Source organism: Amedibacillus sp. YH-ame10, assembly GCF_053848885.1.
The window spans coordinates 1-20,559 of sequence record NZ_JBSPFA010000023.1; the positions used below are offsets into that span (position 1 = coordinate 1).

The 20,559-nt window shown below is 34.8% G+C and carries 15 protein-coding genes and 3 tRNA genes; 9 read left to right on the forward strand and 9 right to left on the reverse strand.

The window, feature by feature from the left end; genetic code table 11:
* Positions 1 to 156 precede the first annotated feature (156 nt).
* From ACWG42_RS10535 to ACWG42_RS10560, 6 genes are all read left to right on the forward strand, one after another.
* Positions 157 to 243 (forward strand) — tRNA-Leu (locus ACWG42_RS10535).
* Positions 244 to 275: 32 nt separating this feature from the next.
* Positions 276 to 349 (forward strand) — tRNA-Cys (locus ACWG42_RS10540).
* Between the two features lie 5 nt (positions 350 to 354).
* Positions 355 to 441, forward strand: a tRNA-Leu gene (locus tag ACWG42_RS10545).
* Between the two features lie 110 nt (positions 442 to 551).
* A complete protein-coding gene (locus ACWG42_RS10550) occupies positions 552 to 1,259 on the forward strand; it encodes a dihydrofolate reductase family protein (protein WP_455792178.1) in 708 nt (235 codons plus the stop codon).
* Between the two features lie 267 nt (positions 1,260 to 1,526).
* Entirely contained in the window at positions 1,527 to 2,666 is a 1,140-nt protein-coding gene (locus tag ACWG42_RS10555; RefSeq protein WP_455792179.1) for an anaerobic ribonucleoside-triphosphate reductase activating protein, read from the forward strand.
* A 16-nt stretch (positions 2,667 to 2,682) separates the two neighbouring features.
* Positions 2,683 to 5,061, forward strand: coding sequence for a ribonucleoside triphosphate reductase (locus tag ACWG42_RS10560; RefSeq protein ID WP_455792181.1), 2,379 nt, complete (start codon positions 2,683 to 2,685; stop codon positions 5,059 to 5,061).
* Between the two features lie 196 nt (positions 5,062 to 5,257).
* On the opposite strand, the gene ACWG42_RS10565 is transcribed toward ACWG42_RS10560, so the two are convergent.
* From ACWG42_RS10565 to rbr, 7 genes are all read right to left on the reverse strand, one after another.
* Positions 5,258 to 6,574 carry an IS4 family transposase gene (locus ACWG42_RS10565; protein ID WP_455792183.1) on the reverse strand — a complete coding sequence of 439 codons (1,317 nt, stop codon included), beginning with the start codon at positions 6,572 to 6,574 and terminating at the stop codon, positions 5,258 to 5,260.
* Between the two features lie 238 nt (positions 6,575 to 6,812).
* Positions 6,813 to 7,493: a sporulation protein YunB gene (locus tag ACWG42_RS10570; RefSeq protein ID WP_455792185.1), complete on the reverse strand. Its 681-nt coding sequence runs from the start codon at positions 7,491 to 7,493 to the stop codon at positions 6,813 to 6,815.
* Positions 7,456 to 7,782 (reverse strand): hypothetical protein, encoded by a 327-nt coding sequence (locus tag ACWG42_RS10575; RefSeq protein WP_455792187.1) that lies wholly within the window; start codon positions 7,780 to 7,782, stop codon positions 7,456 to 7,458. Before ACWG42_RS10575 ends, ACWG42_RS10570 begins: the two co-directional genes overlap by 38 nt.
* A gap of 82 nt (positions 7,783 to 7,864) precedes the next feature.
* Positions 7,865 to 8,533 (reverse strand): potassium channel family protein, encoded by a 669-nt coding sequence (locus ACWG42_RS10580; protein ID WP_455792189.1) that lies wholly within the window; start codon positions 8,531 to 8,533, stop codon positions 7,865 to 7,867.
* A gap of 12 nt (positions 8,534 to 8,545) precedes the next feature.
* Positions 8,546 to 9,898: a TrkH family potassium uptake protein gene (locus ACWG42_RS10585; protein WP_455792191.1), complete on the reverse strand. Its 1,353-nt coding sequence runs from the start codon at positions 9,896 to 9,898 to the stop codon at positions 8,546 to 8,548.
* Positions 9,899 to 10,165: 267 nt separating this feature from the next.
* On the reverse strand, positions 10,166 to 10,723 hold the full coding sequence (locus tag ACWG42_RS10590; RefSeq protein ID WP_455792193.1) for a hypothetical protein: 558 nt from the start codon (positions 10,721 to 10,723) through the stop codon (positions 10,166 to 10,168).
* Positions 10,724 to 10,864: 141 nt separating this feature from the next.
* Positions 10,865 to 11,401 carry a rubrerythrin gene (rbr, locus tag ACWG42_RS10595; RefSeq protein ID WP_455792195.1) on the reverse strand — a complete coding sequence of 179 codons (537 nt, stop codon included), beginning with the start codon at positions 11,399 to 11,401 and terminating at the stop codon, positions 10,865 to 10,867.
* A 358-nt stretch (positions 11,402 to 11,759) separates the two neighbouring features.
* On the opposite strand from rbr, the gene ACWG42_RS10600 reads away from it, so the two are divergent.
* The 3 genes from ACWG42_RS10600 (at position 11,760) to ACWG42_RS10610 (ending at position 17,485) form a co-directional block, all read left to right on the forward strand.
* Positions 11,760 to 13,853 carry a glutamine synthetase III family protein gene (locus ACWG42_RS10600; RefSeq protein WP_455792197.1) on the forward strand — a complete coding sequence of 698 codons (2,094 nt, stop codon included), beginning with the start codon at positions 11,760 to 11,762 and terminating at the stop codon, positions 13,851 to 13,853.
* A gap of 159 nt (positions 13,854 to 14,012) precedes the next feature.
* Positions 14,013 to 15,683 (forward strand): Na/Pi cotransporter family protein, encoded by a 1,671-nt coding sequence (locus ACWG42_RS10605; RefSeq protein ID WP_455792199.1) that lies wholly within the window; start codon positions 14,013 to 14,015, stop codon positions 15,681 to 15,683.
* Positions 15,684 to 15,814: 131 nt separating this feature from the next.
* Positions 15,815 to 17,485 (forward strand): Na/Pi cotransporter family protein, encoded by a 1,671-nt coding sequence (locus ACWG42_RS10610; protein ID WP_455792201.1) that lies wholly within the window; start codon positions 15,815 to 15,817, stop codon positions 17,483 to 17,485.
* Between the two features lie 40 nt (positions 17,486 to 17,525).
* Here ACWG42_RS10610 and ACWG42_RS10615 read toward each other — a convergent pair whose 3' ends face one another.
* Entirely contained in the window at positions 17,526 to 18,719 is a 1,194-nt protein-coding gene (locus ACWG42_RS10615; RefSeq protein WP_455792203.1) for an AI-2E family transporter, read from the reverse strand.
* 71 nt (positions 18,720 to 18,790) lie between these two features.
* Positions 18,791 to 20,443 carry an NAD(+) synthase gene (gene nadE / locus ACWG42_RS10620; RefSeq protein WP_455792205.1) on the reverse strand — a complete coding sequence of 551 codons (1,653 nt, stop codon included), beginning with the start codon at positions 20,441 to 20,443 and terminating at the stop codon, positions 18,791 to 18,793.
* Between the last annotated feature and the right edge of the window lie 116 nt (positions 20,444 to 20,559).

Consider the following 20,559-nt stretch of genomic DNA (forward strand, 5'->3'; position numbering starts at 1 on the left):
CCCTTCCATTAGACAACAAGTTTCATAAGCTAAAGTAGTTCAAATCACTGATTTCCATAGGATTGAAAGAGCTTGGTAAAAAGTTCATTTTTTGCTTGCATTTTCGTTTAATTATTATATAATATTATAGCAACATGTTTTCAGTAGCGAAATTGCGGGGTCGTGGCGAAATCGGCAGACGCAACGGACTTAAAATCCGTTGGGAGCAATCCCGTGTGGGTTCAAGTCCCACCGTCCCCACCATTTTATCCTTCTGAAAAACATGCAGCGATCATGGTTCCGTAGCCAAGTGGTAAGGCAATAGACTGCAACTCTGTGATCATCGGTTCAAATCCGATCGGAACCTCCATTTTTGGGGTCGTGGCGAAATCGGCAGACGCAACGGACTTAAAATCCGTTGGGAGCAATCCCGTGTGGGTTCAAGTCCCACCGTCCCCACCATTCTAATTAAGAAACCTGTACAATGTGCAGGTTTTTTTGTGGTCTATATAACCCTAGATAATTTGAAAGAAAACTGCTATTATAAGATTAATAAAAAGGAGATGAAAAGCATGAAAAAACCCATAACTACCCTATTTATGTTAGAATCCTTAGATGGAAAAATAAGCAGTGGAAGTAGTGACAATTTAGACGCTGATAAAGATTGGTGTACAATAGAAGGTGTTAAGGAAGGTCTGCACCAATATTATGAATTGGAAGCCACGACTGATTTCTATTCCTTAAACACTGGAAGAGTAATGGCGAAAATAGGAGTCAATGATATGGATACATATCATGATAAAGTGAATTGTCGATTTGTTATTATTGATAATAAACCTTGGCTCAATGAAAAAGGTATTGATTATATTTGTCATTGGATGAATAAATTAATATTGTTAACGACCAACAAACATCATGTCGCCTTCTCTATGAAGGAGAAATATGATAATCTGGAAATTATATTGTACCCAGAATTAGACTTAAAACTATTGCTTCATGATTTAGCAGAAAAGTTCGACGTAGAAAGAATCACCATTCAATCTGGTGGAAATTTAAACGCATTGTTTTTAAAAGAGAAGTTAATTGATTATGTACATGTAGTTATTTCCCCACTTTTGGTTGGAGGACAAGATACTCCAACATTGATTGATGGCAAATCAATCACCCAAGAAAATGAGTTAATAAATTTGAAGGCTTTAAAGCTTATGAAATGTAATGTTCTAAAAGATTCGTATATTGAACTCGAATATAAAGTTATAAATGATTCAATATCTTCATAAAAACGAAGTTATAAATAATATTCTCACTCGTACTATTCAATTGAAAAGTCTGTACAATGTATAGACTTTTTTTGTGACATTTTGTGCTGATTAATAGCCTTTTCATGAAGTTCATCATATATCGTGTTTGATTCCTTTAAAACAGTTGATACTTGTAGTTGTAAACGGTTTCTTAAGAATTTAAAACATCGCATTATTTTAGTTGAATGTTCAACTTTCATGTGCTAATATGATAATAGTTGAATTGTCAACCATTAGGAGAACACTATGGAAAGCAGCAATTATTTATTTATGAACATCTCTCTTTTGTACCGAAATGGGCAAAAGTATTACGATAAAAAACTAGCAGAATACGGCATCGGTTCAGGGCAACTCCCCTTCCTTATTCTCATTTATGAAAATGAAGGAATCAGTATGCAAAGCCTCGCTTTGAAAGGTTGTTTCGATAAAGGAACGATTACAAAAAGTGTTCAAAAGCTGGAAGAACAAGGTTTGGTTACCACTGTAGCAAGTGAAGAAGATCGACGTGTTCGTTGTTTATATACAACTGAGAAAACAAAAGAAATTATACCCGAAATATATAAAGTTAGAAGAAGATGGTGGGAGAAGTTAACCAGTAATATGGATACGGAGGAAGAAGCACTTTTCGAAGCTTCTTTGGAAAAGCTATGTGATACTGCCCGTAATTTTGAAGAAGAAGATACAACTTCCACAATATCCCTCTTTGGACTTCAAAAGCTTACACTGTTAGATTATCCTGGAAAGATGGCCAGTACAATTTTTACAGGAGGGTGTAACTTCCGTTGTCCATTCTGTCAAAATTCTGATTTGGTATTTCTTCCCGAGAATACAGCAGAAATTGCACAAGAAGACATCCTATCCTTTTTAAAAAAGAGAATAGGAATATTGGAAGGAATTTGCATTAGTGGAGGAGAACCTCTATTAAGCAGTGGATTAGAACCTTTTATGCGAAAGGTAAAAGCTCTCGGTTATAAGATTAAACTCGATACCAATGGTAGTAATCCCATCGCCTTAAAACATCTTGTAGATGAAGGGCTTGTGGATTTTGTTGCCATGGATATAAAAAACAGCCCTAAACGATATGCGGAAACCATAGGTTTAACCACCTTTGATATCACACCTATCCAACAAAGTATTCAATATCTATTGAGCAATGCAGTGGATTATGAATTTCGCACAACCATCGTAAAAGAATTTCATAGTATAGAAGATATGAAAGAGATTGCGAAATGGCTACAAGGGGCAGATGCTTATTATCTTCAAAATTTCGTCGACAGTGACCATGTCATTACACCAGGATTACATGCGCATGACATAGATACACTTCACACATTCCTAGAAATCATAAAGGAATATATACCAAACACACAGTTAAGGGGTATTTGAAAGAGAGGAAACTTACATGTACAAAGTTATTAAAAGAGATGGCAAAGAAAGAGAATTTAATATCACAAAAATTAGTGATGCGATTACACAGGGATTTGAAGCAGTTGAACGTCAATATCATCCAAGTATTATAGAGATGTTAGCACTTCGTGTTACATCCCATTTTGAACCAAAAATTAAAGCAGATAAAATCGCAGTAGAAGATATTCAGGATAGTGTAGAAGCCGTACTAATTGAATCTGGATATGCAGATGTAGCGAAAGCTTATATCTTATATCGTAGACAACGCGAAAAGTTACGTAATATGAAGTCAACCATTCTAGATTATAAAGACTTAGTTGATAGTTATGTAAAAGCAACCGATTGGCGTGTGAAAGAGAACTCTACCGTTACCTATTCCGTCGGTGGATTGATTTTAAATAACAGCGGAGCCATTACTGCGAATTATTGGTTGTCAGAAATTTATGATGATGAAATAGCAAGTGCACATCGTAAAGGTGACGTACATATCCATGACTTAAGTATGTTAACTGGATATTGTGCAGGATGGTCTTTGAAACAATTGATCCAAGAAGGATTGGGTGGAGTTAGTGGAAAGATTACAAGTAAGCCTGCCTCTCACTTAGCAACCCTTTGTAATCAAATGGTCAATTTCTTAGGTATTATGCAAAATGAATGGGCTGGTGCACAAGCATTCTCTTCTTTCGATACGTATTTAGCACCCTTTGTAAAAGCAGATGATTTATCTTATGAACAAGTAAAAAAATGCATTGAATCCTTCATTTATGGAGTGAATACACCAAGTCGTTGGGGAACACAAGCACCATTCTCTAATATTACATTGGATTGGAGTGTACCTAATGATTTAGCAGAGCTTAACTGTATCATTGGTGGTAAAGAGTTAGATTTTAAATATAAAGATTGTAAAAAAGAGATGGATATGATCAATAAAGCATTCATAGAAATTATGATTGAAGGAGATGCACAAGGACGTGGTTTCCAATATCCTATTCCTACGTATTCTATAACTTCTGATTTTGATTGGTCAGATACAGAAAATAATCGTTTATTGTTTGAAATGACTTCAAAATATGGTACACCTTACTTCTCTAACTATGTAAATAGTGATATGGAACCAAGTGATGTACGTAGTATGTGTTGTCGTTTACGTTTGGATCTTCGTGAACTTCGTAGAAAATCTGGAGGTTTCTTCGGAAGTGGTGAAAGTACTGGCTCTGTAGGAGTTGTGACCATCAACATGCCTCGTATTGCCTATCTAGCAACGAACAAAGAAGACTTCTATAAACGATTGGATCGTTTGATGGATATTTCTGCACGTTCCTTAAAAATTAAACGTGATATCATTACTCGTTTATTAGATGAAGGTCTTTATCCATATACAAAACGTTACCTTGGATCTTTTGAAAATCATTTCTCTACCATTGGTTTGATTGGAATGAATGAAGTAGGTCTAAATGCCAACTGGTTAGGTAAAGATTTAACAGATAAAACAACACAAGCCTTTACAAAAGAAGTATTGGATCATATGCGCAATCGTTTGGTCATTTATCAAGAAGAATATGGTGATTTATACAACCTAGAGGCAACTCCAGCAGAATCTACTACCTTCCGTCTTGCGAAACATGACAAAAAGCTATACCCAGATATCCTTTGCGCAACACAAGATGGAACACCATACTATACCAATAGTTCTCATTTGCCTGTAGGCTTTAGTGAAGATATCTTTGATGCATTGGATGTACAAGATGAATTACAAGCCCTGTATACATCAGGGACTGTATTCCATGCCTTCCTAGGTGAGAAGCTTCCTGATTGGAAAGCTGCCGCTAGCCTTGTGAAAACCATTTCTGACAACTATAAACTCCCTTACTATACATTATCCCCAACCTACTCTATTTGTAAGACTCACGGGTATTTAACAGGTGAACAATATGTATGTCCAATTTGTGGAAAGCCAACAGAAGTATGGAGTCGTATAACAGGATATTATCGACCTATCCAAAACTGGAATGAAGGAAAAGCGCAAGAATACAAAGAACGTAAAGAATACGACATTGGACATTCTATCCTTTCTGGAAAAGAAGCATTTGCAAGTCCAAGCACAAAAGAAACACAAATAGAAAAACCAGTCGTTGATGAAGAAGGTATCATGCTCTTCACAACAAAGACTTGTCCAAATTGTAAGATTGCATCTACATGGTTAAATAATGCTGGTGTAGAATATGATAAAGTGGATGCGGAAGATAATATTGAACTTACGAAGAAGTTTGCGATTATGCAATCCCCTACCTTAGTGGTATGTACAAAAGATGGATGTGAAACATATAGTAATGCATCTAATATTCGTAAATATATTGATTCCTTACGTAAATAAGCTCATAAAAGCAGCCGAAAGACCAATGTCATTTAGTTAAGAAACGAAAAATCACAGATATTAGTAAACGAATACTAAACACTGTGATTTTTTATTATAAAGACTATTGTATAAAATAAACTGTTTCGTTTTTGACATGATAAAAACTCCTATTAAAGGATGATATTTTTGAAAATAAGAGGTATAATATACATGTTTAAGAGAAACGATAATTAAAGGAAATAAAGCGCTGAGTTTTAACTTTTCTAGGGTTTTTACGCTCAGTTCTTATTGGTAATACTTCTTTAGATATCATTTCCTCAAGATTAGGTGGAACTCCACCTTTTCTTTTTGCCATTTTACGTATAAAATGAATTGCTCTAGTAATATTGATTTTATAGTTCCATTTTAAATGTGCTTTATTATCTTTTTTAGTAAGTTTGTCTATAATCACCCTCGATAAATTATAGAGAATTGCTCTTGCCCAAACTTCTTGTAGAATACTGTTTCGCTTTTTTGAGTGGAGAACACGAAGTCCAGCAGAATATTTTAAATGTCTAAATGATACTTCTATTCCCCAACGCATCCCATATAACTCTTTTATAATCTTTTTGGGAAATTGCTCTCTAGAAAGATTGGTTAAGATTGATTCATATTCCTCTTGACCTTCAATCTTAAAACGAACTAGACGAAACGTCATTGTATAAAAGCTTTGCTCAGGAGTAATATAATCGAATGTAGTTGTATTTGAAATAGCTCGATATTTGCTAGGATTGTTCTTAACTTCTTTTGTTTGTTTATTTGTTAATATTACTTCAACGTCTAAATCAAACTCACTATCTGGAAGACTAAATTTTCTCAAAAGTCCTGTTGAAGCGTGAATATCTTTAGAGCGAATAAGAAAGTTTTGATTTGCTTGCTTAATATGCTCCATGATGTTCCAAGTTGCATAATTACGATCTGCGATAAATATTGCTTTATCATATTTGTATCGCTCTGCCATGATATGCATCGAAGCCTGTTCACCAGGGTTTTGTGCTCCATGAATAATCATATCAATATATCTATAATTTAATATATCATACGCAGAATTAATATGGTACTGATTACAATTTTTTATATTTTCTCCCTTATATACAAAGGTTTCTTGATCGTTCTCATCACGAGAAATAGCTAAATCAGAACCATCAATTGCTATTAAATGATACCCATGATAAGTGGTATCACAAGGAAAATGTTTGTTCATCATATGAAATACTGTTTGAAAAGCATTAGGAAGCAATTTCTCTCTTGCTTGAACGAAAGCACTAGAAGTAGCTACATCTTCATCATAATCAAAATAATCCCAGAGTTCTTCCTTAATTGGCTTCGAAGACATAAAGATAATGATTTTCATTAAATCGTGAAAATTTAATTTTCGATTTCTAGAGAAATCAGAAGAATTCTTAACGATATTCATTTCGTTTTTTCGCTGGATTGCAGATAAAATACTATGATCTAATACATCTAAAACTTCTTTAGAATAGTTGGACATAAATAAATCCTCCTATTTCTTTATTCCATACTTTTGATTTACAGAAAAATAAAATTGTAGTTGTCATGTGGATACAACCTCCTTTTACTTTCCTAACGAAGCGCTGAGCGCAGCGAGGCGCCAGATTTTCAATGTTATGTCAATACATATATTGAAAATAAAAAAAGAGGGTCAAATTTTAATTGATTCCTCTAGTTTATTATTTCTTAACTAAATGACATTGGCCGAAAGACTGCTTTTATTCATTCGTAGCCCCATAAGGTGAAATATTAGGAACACTTCCATTCACCACTTGGATTATGATTGGTATCTCACACTTATTGTTCAATTCACTCGTACTTAAAAAAGTTAATACTTGGGCGTTTACATGCACAACCAGTGATATTTTCACCATTGTATTATTAATTCCATATGGTTTTGTTTCTGTTTTGATTTCTCCAGTCACATCGTTCATCATCTTCATCTTTATTTTTACTTTCGGTCCTTTTTCATATAGGAAATAAAGATGAGAGAAATAGCCCATAGGCACCTCATAGAGTACTCCATCTTCATAGAATACATCTTTTGTAGTTGGATCTTTTCTTCCATCTTGTGCCGCTAATAAGGATGCATCGATAGTATTTAGCGCAGTATATAAGATTTGATTTAACCTTGCGGAATCATAGTCAATATTCGTAATGGTTCCATCATTGTTCTTTTGAATATTTACAGTATCCTTTTGATTAAACTCCATATCTGCTAGAACTTCTTTTACAATGTTATTGATTGCAAAGCCTGCATGTTGTTTTGCAATTGCCAATAGTTGAGGCTCCATATAACGATTAAATGATCGAGTCGCTAAAAAACTCGAACTTAATAAAACTATTATGATCGCAAGTATTTTAAACTTGCGGTAACGCTTGATTCGTATTTTTCTCACAAAGCATCAACGCCTCTTTCGCCAACATTCCTTTACAAACACCCTTATGCTTTGCGTGTGTATTACAATCCACTACAACACTTGCTAATAATCCCTCAAAGCCAAAGGTATAACTACACAAAATCAAAGCAACATCTTTCTCTACATGATTAAAATGCTCCATGGAGAAGTTTTCTTGCGCAAGAATCGAATGTGTAGACATAATAAAATGAATGGGATATTGAGGGAGATTTAAATAAATGCCAATAAACTCATGATGATCTAATTGTATATTTTCTACTTCTACCATAACTCAACCTCCTAATAGAGTGTATGAAAATAAACACTAATTTAATACAAAAAAGGTATGTGCTTTCACACATACCCTTCGCCTATAGTGAATCGAACTGATCCAATGTATTTCCATTCGCAATGATCAATAAATGATCGTTAGGTCTTACGCTATATTCTGCATCTGGACAAATATTCAAATGTTCTTCTCCAACAGAACGTATTCCAACAACATTGATTCCATGCGTACGTCTTAAATCTAATTGTATTAAAGACTTTCCAATCCATTTTTCAGGAGCTGGAATTTCCACAACACTATAATCTTTATCTAAGTCAACGATATCAATAATATTTTTACCAAGTACACCTTTTGCGACTTGTACTCCCATTTCCTTTTCAGGGCGTACAACCTTATTCGCACCTAGTTCCAAGAATACTTGCATATAACGTTTATTCTTAGCTTTCGCAACGATATAAGGAATACCTAACTCTTTTAAGTTGATAATACCCATTGCGCTTTCTTCCAAATGACTTCCCATACTTACAATAGCGATATCACAATCCGCAATTCCTGCAGCACGCAATTGATCAATGTCGGTAATATCACACTGCATTGCTTGTGTTACGATATCTGCCATACGATTGACACACTTTGGATCACTATCTACTGCGATAACTTCACAATTGTGCATACTTAATGTCTTTGCGACTGTAGAACCAAAAATCCCTAACCCTAATACTGCATACTGTCTATTTAATGTTTTTTTCATACACCTGTCTCCTTAACCTACGATGATATTACCATCCGGATAAACAACTTTATTTGTTTCTAAATTCTTTTGTCTAGTAAGAGAAAGAATCAAAGTAGAAATACCAATTCTTCCTACATACATCAATAATATAATTATCAATTTCCCAGCAACGCCTAAGGAACCAGTAATACCTAGACTCGATCCAACCGTCGCTAATGCGCTTACTGCTTCAAAGCACATGGATAAGAAATCCTTATCTTCAAATATACAAAGAAGGAAAATTCCTGTAAATAAAGTTACCAAGTTGATGAAGAAGATACCCATTGCTCGTATCACAACACCATTACCAACCGTACGTTTAAATGCAATCGTATGATCTTTTCCCTTCAACATACAAATCATATAGATAACCAAAACTGCAAATGTAGTTGTCTTAATACCACCAGCAGTACCTCCTGGAGATCCACCGATAAACATTAAGATCATCATAATCAAACTTGTACCTTGATGTAGTCCTGCATAATTGATGGATGTAAATCCAGCAGTACGCAAAGCAATGGATTCAAACATTCCACTCATCAACTTTTCTGGAAGTGTAAAATCTCCCATGGTATTAGGATTGTTGAATTCCAACAACATGATGACAACACCACCGACAACAATTAAGAATACAGTTACCAACAATACAATTTTCGTGTGAAGCGTTAAACTATGTCTAAATTTCTTAAATGAAATCTCTCTTCTTAATAATGGTCCGACTTTATCACGTACATCAAACCAAACTGCAAAACCAATACCACCCAATACAATCAAAGACATGATTGTTAAACACATAAGTGGATCATGAACATAGGCTTGTAAACTCGTGGTTCCTAACGTATCAAACCCTGCATTACAGAATGCAGATACTGCCAAGAATATAGATTTGAATCCACCATCCATCAAACCATATGTTGGAATCATTCGAAACGATATTAAGATTGCCCCAATCGTTTCAAAAAATAAGGTATAATATAGAATATCTAGAATAAACTTACGCATATTCCAAACTTTATCTTGATTTAACATTTCTTTCATCGCTATCTTTTCATTCATTGATAAACGATTCTTAATAATTAGCAGAAACACTGCCATAAAGGTCATCAACCCTAGTCCACCAACTTGCATCAACAACATCATAACCGTTTGCCCGAAGTAATTGAATTGTGTTGAAACATCAATCACTGTTAAACCAGTAACACAAGTCGCACTCGTCGCTGAGAACAACGCATTGATAGGATCTAAAAATTGACCATCAGCATTCGATATTGGTAGTGTCAATAACACAGTACCTGTTAGGATGACCAATAAAAAACTGGATGCAATTTTTTGTGCGGGGGACATTTTTCGAAAGCCCAGCACGGAATGTATAAAATTCACCATATCTTTATTTAAACCTTCTTTTCCCTTGTCATACAATCTTCACATAAAACTTATGCGCTCTATCCACATCTTTACCAATTCTTCACAGATGTATGATACATATTTTACACGTTTAAATTTATTTTACAACACAAAATAATAAATTTTATATAAACTTGTCGTATATACTATAAATAAAGGGTCAAAACAAGGTCTTTATACTAGTTTTTAACACCTTCTATTACGCTATTATTGCCCTAATTGTTCTTTTATTTCTTCATTCTCAAGAGTCAGCTTTTCAATCTTTGTTTCTATCTCTTTTATAACTTCTTCGATATCTTCTTCTTTCTCTATCTTATCTTCTAACTTTTCTTCCTCATCTTGTAATTGTAACAGATCTTCTCTTGCCTCAACTAGAGTTTCCGTGATTGCTATAAAATCACCATAATTCTCATGTTTGGGATTTCCCTGACAAGTATTGACCTTACATACAAACTTCCCCACATAAAGTGCTTGTTTTTGTATATCTAGCATTTCTTCTTGAGCCTTTTTTATATCTTCCTGTAAGGAAGTCAATCGCTTCTGATCTTTTTTATATTGCGATAGTGTCATTTTTTTCGTTTCTATATCTTTGTTCATGTTTGATACATCTTGTTCATTTGTATCATATACTTGTTGTAACTCTTCTTTTGACATCGATGCATATGATGTCTTTGCATCTTTACATCCCCATAATGTACACAAACTTATCATACACAATATTCCCTTGTACATCATAGATGTCATATTACGTGTCTGTATTTGCATGTGAACTCCCTTCCATATCATTTCTTCCATTATATCATGTTCCTATATATAGGGATAAAAATCTGAATAAGTTCCAAAAAAAAACTCCATAGGATGGTTTGTTCAACCAATGTCCTATGAAGTCTTATAACTCATTGTATCCTAGTAGTTTTCTTCGCGTACTTCGAAGTAAGATTGTGGGTGATCGCATACTGGGCAAAGCTCAGGAGCACTCTTACCTACATGTAAATGTCCACAGTTTAGACATTCCCAAGTAGTTTCTTCGCACTTATCAAAAACAGATCCGTCTTCGATATTGTTTAATAAAGCAACATAACGTTGTTCATGTGTCTTTTCAATTGCTAAAACACCTTCCATAGTATCCGCAATATCGTCGAATCCTTCTTCACGTGCTTCTTTTGCCATACGAGCATACATATCTGTCCATTCGTAGTTTTCACCAGCTGCAGCATCTTTTAAGTTCGTTACTGTATCAGGCATTCCATCATGTAATAATTTGAACCATAATTTTGCATGTTCTTTTTCGTTGTTTGCTGTTTGTTCAAAGATGTTGCTAATTTGAACGTATCCATCTTTTTTTGCCTTGCTAGCATAGTAAGTATATTTATTTCTTGCCATGGACTCCCCAGCAAATGCTTCACTCAAATTCTTTTCTGTTTTTGTTCCTTTTAAATTCATGTATATTCCTCCTTGTGGATGTTTTATGCCTCATCCAGTTTGCTACTGTCCTATGTATGTTTTATGCTTTTCACCACGTACTTATGACAATATTTATGCAAATCTCTATTATGATGCGGCATTCAACACTTTCTATTCCAAATTATACTACAAATATTGTAAAATTGCATCCACTTTGCATACATACTACAATTTAACATAATCACAAACATTTTTTGAATATTTCAAAGTTTTTCTATTTTAAATTGGTTTTTTGCAATTATTTTTCTATTTTCTTCTATTTTTTTCATTTTTGTTATGTTTTTCTATACTTTTTTTATGAAATACTGTAAAATCCTTGTATAGGAGGAGTATCAATATGACAAACAAACATCCCTTTGATGATTTTGGCATCAATTTATTTAGTGAAAGCGTAATGAAGGAGTGCCTTCCTCATCCAATATATTCAAAATGGAAGACTGCAACTCGTAAAGAAGATGCACTTGATCGTACAACCGCTGATGCGATTGCACACGCTATGAAAACATGGGCAATGGAAAAAGGAGCCACTCACTTTACACATTGGTTCCAACCATTAACAGGCTCTACTGCAGAAAAACATGATAGTTTTATTGAACCTGGTGAATACGATCAACCAATTTCTCGTTTCTCTGGTAAATCACTGATTAAAGGTGAAGGAGATGCGTCTAGTTTTCCAAGTGGTGGACTTCGTGCAACATTTGAAGCACGTGGGTATACGTATTGGGATTGTACATCTCCAGCTTTTTTAAGAGATAACGTATTGTGTATTCCAACCATCTTTGTTTCTTATAATGGAGAAACACTTGATAAAAAAGCACCTCTATTAAAATCGGTAGAAGCCATTAGCAAACAAGCAACGCGTATTGTTAACTTGTTTAAAGATAAAGATATCAAACGTGTAAGTGCTATGGTAGGACTTGAACAAGAATACTTCCTTATAGATAAAGAAATGTATCAGAAGCGTAAAGATCTAGTACACACAGGAAGAACTTTGTTTGGTTCTATGCCTCCAAAGAGTATGGATATTCGTGGACATTATTTCGGCAGCATTCCAACACGTGTACAAGCGTTTATGGAAGAAGTAGATGAAGAACTATGGAAACTTGGAATCTACGCTAAGACAGAGCATAATGAAGTCGCTCCATGTCAATTTGAACTTGCGCCATTATATTCAGAAGTAAATATTGCAGTGGATCAAAACCTTATTATTATGGATGTGTTGAAGAAGAAAGCAGAAAAACATGGATTTGCTTGTCTTCTTCATGAAAAACCATTCCAAGGAGTGAATGGAAGTGGGAAACATAACAACTGGTCCTTGGTAACCGATGATGGTCAAAACTTATTAGAGCCAGGTGATCGTCCACATGAAAATATCCGTTTCTTATTATTTGTAAGTGCGATTATTGAAGCTGTGGATAGTTATCCAGAACTTCTTCGCATGGCCGCAAGCTGTTATGGAAATGATTATCGTTTAGGTGCAGATGAAGCTCCACCTGCGGTTGTCTCTATTTGTATGGGAGATGAGTTAGAAATCATCTTTGATAAACTCCGTAAGGGTGATAACGAATTAAAGAACGAAGTAGAAACACAGCCATATGCAATCGCAAACTTATCCTATGTGCCAAAAGATACAAGCGATCGTAACCGTACATCTCCATTTGCCTTTACTGGAAATAAATTTGAATTCCGTATGGTAGGAAGTAGTCGTAGTGCATCTACTACCAACATTATTTTGAATACCATTGTGGCAGATTCCCTGCGTCGCATAGGGGATCAATTACAGAATTTGAAATACATTGATGATATTCGTAAAAAATCTTTAGATATCTGTCGTGATATCTTAAAAAAACACTCTCGCATTTTATTCTCAGGAGATGGATATTCCGATGAATGGTTAGAAGAAGCGAAACGACGTGGTCTTCCTAATATTGCCCATTACTTAGATTCCATTCCATCTATGATTGATGAAAAAGCAGTGGCAATGTTTGCGCGTAATGAAGTTTACAATCAAACAGAGTTGCAAGCACGTGTGGATATTTTAACGGAAGAGTATCGCAAATCTGTGAAAGCCGAAGTATTAACGTTGTTAGATATAAGTAAGAAAGAAATTTTGCCAGCACTTGTAAAAGAGATCAAGTTTTATAGCGATGCGCAAAATTCTTTGGGTGTAGAAAATCCATACTACAAACGTAAGATAGCTCAACTTGTTTCTTTATTAACAACATTTGATGAAACCTATCATAATTTAAAGAACAAGATGATCGAACGTTCTGCTTATCCAAACAATATGGAGAAAGCACTTTATCTTGATCATGTTGTGGTCCCAACGATGAATGAATTACGTGCAGTTATCGATGAGATTGAAGAAGCGATGTCTGCAGAAAACTACCCATTCCCTACCTACGATGATATGTTCATCAATATGCAATAAATTAACACAAAAGTAGCAATTCTTCATAGAATCGCTACTTTTTATATACTTTGTTAGAGTTTTGCGTTAAATTATTGTTAAAAATTAACAAAAAATTTACAAAACTTTTTATATAACGAGTTATACTATACCTGAACATTTTTGTTTGGGAGGTAGTTTATGTCATTTAACAATGTCCTAGCGTTGCTTGGTGGACTAGCACTCTTCTTATATGGTATGCATATGATGAGTGTTGGACTAGAAGGCGCTGCTGGGGATCGAATGAAAAGCATTCTAGAACGTTTGACTAGCAATCGTTTCTTAGGTGTTATCGTAGGTGCAGGTATTACTGCTGTTATTCAGAGTTCTTCTGCCACGACAGTTATGGTTGTAGGGTTTGTAAATTCTCAACTGATGACGTTAAATCAAGCTGTTTGGATTATTATGGGAGCCAATATTGGTACGACCATTACTGGACAGTTAATCGCATTAGATGCCAGTAAGATTGCCCCATTGGTCGCAATCATTGGTGTTGTAATGGTAACATTTATCAAAAATAAAAAAGCAAATTCCATTGGGGAAATCTTTGGAGGGTTAGGAATTTTATTCATCGGTATGAGTATGATGTCAAATGCCATGGTTCCTTTACGTGATTCTCCTGCCTTTATCGATATGATTACCACCATATCCAATCCATTCCTTGCAATTCTTGTAGGTGCTGGATTCACTGCCTTAATTCAAAGTTCCAGTGCATCGGTAGGTATCTTACAAGCACTGGCAGTCAGTGGTTTGATTCCGCTCAGTTCTTCCATTTATATTATATTTGGACAAAATATTGGTACTTGTATCACCGCAGTGCTTGCATCCTTGAGTGCCAATCGAAACGCAAAAAGAACGACCGTTATTCACTTATCCTTTAATATTATAGGTACGGCTTTATTCCTTATCTTTGTAAATCTTGTGCCGTTTGTAGATTGGATGACTTCCATTACATCAAATCCTGCAGCACAAATCGCAAATACGCATACAACCTTTAATATTGTAACTACCTTATTGTTGTTGCCATTTGGAAATAAATTAGCCTTGTTAGCACAGAAAATTATGCCTCTTCGTGAAAACGAAAAAGAAGATGCGAAATACGATATTCCACTTACCTTTATTGATCAAAACAATATTGGTTCCATTCCAATCGCCATTAATTCTCTTCAGAAGGAAGCACTTGCGACATTACAACTTGCACAAAAGAATATGAATGAAGCAATTGGAGCCATTTATGGTGAAAAATTCAATGCGGAAAAGATTATGAAGCGAGAGAAACGAATCAATTTTATCAATTATGAAATTACAAACTATATGACAAAAGTAAGTCAATTGAATATGAACGATCGTGACTCCACCACTTGTAATGCATTATATAAATGTTTCGCTGATATTGAACGTATTGGTGATCATGCCATTAATATCTTACAATATTCTACGGTAGACCAGTTTAAATTTAAAACATATGAACCTATCAAAGAAGAATTACAAACATTATTAAATCTATTAAGCGAAAGCTTTACCTTGATGTTTACATACCAATTGAATAGTGCGGATGATTGCTACAATAAAATCGAATGTATCGAAGATAAGATTGATGAATTAACCGCAACCTATCGTGATGCACAAATCAAACGATTAGTAGACAAAAAAGTAGAAGCTAGAGATTGTGTGAATTACAGTGAAATTATGACCGATATCGAACGTGTATCCGATCATATGTTGAATATCATTCAAGAGTGTAAACGTTGCAGTTTTACGTTACGCGAAGAAGATATCAACGCATTATCAGAAGCTTACGTTGCTGCATAAGTAGTGCATCACCCTACTCCTACCAGGGTTTAGGGTGATGTATTTTATTAAATAAAGGAATTTTTTATTGTTACATGTAAATACTTACGTTATACTTTACGTATAAACTAAAAATAAAGGAGGTTTGTATTATGACATTTGAAAGTGTCTTAATGCTTCTGGGTGGCCTTGCCTTGTTCTTATATGGTATGCATATGATGAGTAATGGTTTAGAGGGTGCTGCTGGGGATAAAATGAAGGGTATTCTTGAAAAACTTACAAGTAATCGTTTTTTGGGAATTCTTGTGGGTGCTGGAATTACAGCTGTTGTACAAAGTTCTTCTGCCACAACAGTTATGGTTGTTGGCTTTGTAAATTCTCAGTTGATGACATTACGTCAAGCCGTTTGGATTATTATGGGCGCCAATGTTGGTACGACCATTACTGGTCAGTTAATTGCTCTTGACGCAAGTAAGATTGCTCCATTAGTCGCAATTGTTGGTGTGGTCATGGTAACCTTTATCAAAAAGAAAAAAATCAATTCTATTGGTGAGATCTTTGGTGGTTTGGGTATTCTATTTATAGGATTAGATATGATGAAGAATGCAATGGTTCCTTTACAGGGATCTCCTATGTTCATTGATGCTATGTCTACAATTTCCAATCCAGTATTAGCAATTCTATTAGGAGCTGCATTTACCGCTTTGATTCAAAGTTCAAGTGCTTCTGTTGGTATCTTACAAGCATTAGCGGTGAGTGGGTTGGTGCCATTACATACTGCTGTCTATATTATCTTTGGACAGAATATTGGAACTTGTATCACAAGTTTTATGGCGTCTCTTGGGGCGAATCGAAATGCCAAGCGGACGACCATTATCCATCTCTCCTTTAATATTATAGGTACAACAATCTTCTTGATTGTCGTAAACTTCATTCCATTTGTAGATTGGATGGAGGCAATTACTACCAATCCTGCTGCACAGATTGCCAATGCACATACAGCATTTAACATTGCGACGACCTTATTACTGCTTCCATTTGGTAATCAATTGGCGAAACTTGCTACTGTTATCTTACCAATTAAACCAGAAGAAATGGAAGATTCTAGTGAAAATGTACCACTTATGTTTATTGATGTACACAACATTGGTTCTATTCCTATCGCAATATCAAACCTTCGTAAAGAAGCTTTGGTTATGCTAAAGTTATCAGAAACAAATCTAATTCAGTCCATTGAAACCCTTATTGGTATTGAACATGATTTTGATAAAATTAGAAAACGAGAAAAACGTATCAATTTCATCAATATGGAAATGACAGACTATATGACTAAAGTAAGTCAATTAAATATGAATGATGAAGACTCTACAACATGTAATGCATTGTATAAATCTTATGCAGATATCGAACGTATTGGGGATCACGCTATGAACATGATTCAATATGCAGAACCAGGTGGAGAAAACGTTCTAAGCTCTCATGAACATATCAAAGAAGAATTATTACAATTAAAAGAATTATTAGAAAAGAGTTTCTCATTATTATTTACTTATCGTTTAAACAGTAATGATGATTGTTATGAAAAAATCGAGCGTATTGAAGATCGCATCGATGAATTAACTGAAACTTATCGTCAAACACAAATTGATCGATTACTTGCGAAAAAAGTAAATGCAAATGATTGTGTTATCTATTCTGAAATCCTTACGGATATCGAGCGTGTCTCTGATCATATGATCAACGTTATTCAAGAATGTAAACGTTGTAGCTTTACATTGAATGATGAAGAGTTAATGAAAGATATGGTTAGTATGCCAGCTTAACATAAGAAAGCTCAACGCCTTATATAGCGTTGAGCTTTTATTATGCTTCTGTTTCGTTTTCTAATATTTTTGCTTCTTTTTGAACCCGCTCGCTAATTTGATCTAAGTCGAGTTCCTTCTTACTCAATCGATAATGTACCCATTCCCTTAACGCCATATAGAAGACCGCAAAGCATGGAACACCGATAAACATACCTAAGATTCCAAACAAGCCTCCACCTATACATACAGAGAACAAAATACCAATTGTAGGAAGTCCTAATTTATCCCCAAGAATCAGAGGGCCTAAAATATTACCATCAAATTGTTGAAGCGCAAAGATAAACAATGCAAACCATACAGCCGTAAGAGGATCGATGATAAATAAGATTACGATACCAGGGACAGCTCCAATGAATGGTCCAAACACTGGAATCATATTCGTAACTCCTACAAACACAGATAACAATAATGCATATGGGAAATTAAAAATCAAAGACCCAACATAACATAAGATACCTATAATCAATGAATCGATTGCTTTTCCTACAATAAAATTATTAAAGATATCACCACTTGCTAGTACCATGCGATGAAAGTATTCAGACACTCCATCTGGAAATATTGCATAGTTGATTTTTTTCACATAGCCTGATAATCTCTCTTTATCCATCATCATATACAACCCAGCCATAATGCCAAGTAAGATATTCAATAAGGTACTACCTAATTGATAAGTCATCCTTGCCATTTGTGGCAATGCTTTGGTAACGATATCTGTAAGTCTAGTAAGTATATCAGAATCGTTCAAATAACGATCAATAATGGTTTGATCAATTTGATTTTTTTCCATAAAATTTACTGCGAACTGTTGAAAATCATTTACATATCCGGGGAATGCGCTTACCAGTGAAAAGATACTATCCAACAATTGTGGAATCAACATTCCTAAAAATAATAGGACAACTACAATTGCCACAATCATTGCTAAAATCGCGGAAAGGTTACGTTTCATTTGAGGTTTACAAGATAACTTCCCAAATAATTTTCTTTCAAAAAACATCATTGGCTTATTCAATAAGAACGCCAATGCAAAACCTAGTACAAATGGCGTTGTTAAGGATACTACTGTACTAAACAATCCTGCCAATGCCTCAAAGCGATAAAACGCAAAATAAATAGAAATACCGATGCCGATGATAATCGCATACATCCATATTTTCTTACGCATTTCATCTGTTAACTTAAACTTCATGCAAACATCACCCCTCATGTACTTATTTTACCATGAAACCTTATAGATTACTCTTACAATCTCGAAAGATTCTACATATTTCGTATGTTTTCTTTCCACTTTTCGTACATTATCTTATCATAACGCATTTGTGCATCAATTTGTGTTGCTAGACTTTTTTTATGCAAGCACAATACAGGAGGTGTTTGAAGCCTTTTAAAGCTATTTCTTTCGACGGTAGACAAGAACCAATCCAAGTCCTTTAAGAACGCTTCAGGCTCATCTAAATGATAATACTGAATCCATCTACCTAATTCTTCATCCAACTCATGATGATAATACTTTCTCATAAAATCAACAACTTCCATATCTTTACCAAGATGTTCCACAAGATAATCATGATAGAACCATTTCATTGGATCAAATTGATTTTCTTTTAATTCTGCACTTGGTGCCATTTCCCAATTCATACGATCCTCATAAACTTCTGGTAACAAGGATAATGGAATTACTTCTTTTCCAAAATGTGCATTCAAATCTCTCGATAAATCAAACAACTGTACCTTTGTTAAATCACCTATCAAACTAAGTGCTCCAACACTATCTCCATACAACGTACAATACCCTAACATAGATTCCACTTTATTCCCGTTATTTACAATTACTCCTCCGAGAATTCCCGCAAAACCACTCAACAAATACCCTCTTGCTCTTGCTTGGATATTTTCCATAACCAACGTTTCATCTTGCTTCGCATGAAACCCATATTCTTCCATCAATGTATGTGCACTTGCTTCAACAAACGCTTGAATGGAGCCTTCTTTATAATGTATACCCAATGCACTTGCTTCTTTTGCAGCATTTGTTATCGTTGTATTACTATTATGCTTCGTAGCCATATTAAACCCATAGACACGCTCACTTCCAAGCGCATATGCCAACAACGCACAAGTCACACTGCTATCAAGTCCGCCTGATAAACCAACCACCCAAGGTAGTTTTCCACCAAACACTTGCATATCAAAATCTTTGATACCGCATGCTAGCGCATCTAATAAGACTGGTTCTTGTTTCTCACATACGTTTTCACTTAGTATATCCACAACTTGATAGTCTTCTTTAAAATAAGGTGCCTGATAAAGGAGTTTCTTTTGATTTTGTACGGCAGAGCCTCCTTGCATAATCATAACGCTTTTCGCATTATTCTGTGCCCCTACTGCATTTACATAAATCACATTCCCTTTTATCTCATGTCTTTCATCCATATCGTATGGATGCGCATCTAAATTTATATTCATATCTGCCAACTGTACTTCCTCATGAAAGTTCAGTGCTAATACCATATCTTTAAACTCGATTGCACTATTGATATCACTTTCTTCAAAATATCGAACATCTGAAAAATAAGGCAAATTTTCATTTTTCTTAACTCGCATATGCGTCTTTCCCTGATACGCAAAGAAGGCCGCATTAAATCGTCTATGATTACGATATTTCACATTCCCCCATACAATCGCGATATCCTGACTAAGCGCAATTAGTAAATCATTGAAACTATCCACATACTTACACCAAGCATCTTCTAGCCAACGATCTCCTAAAAGATATCCACTGACAGCATTTTGAGGAAATACAATCAAGTCCGCACCATCGAGTATCGCTTGTTTGATTTTCATTTCCATATAAGCAAAATTCTCTTCACACTTCCCTTGTTTTACATTCATTGTCACAACTGCTGTTTTCATACAGATACCTCCTGTTTTCACGTACATCATCATACCATTTTTTAGGATGGATGGAAAGTAGTGTGTCTTACATCATTTGATGTTTTTTCTAGAATCGCTTATAATAAATGCAAATA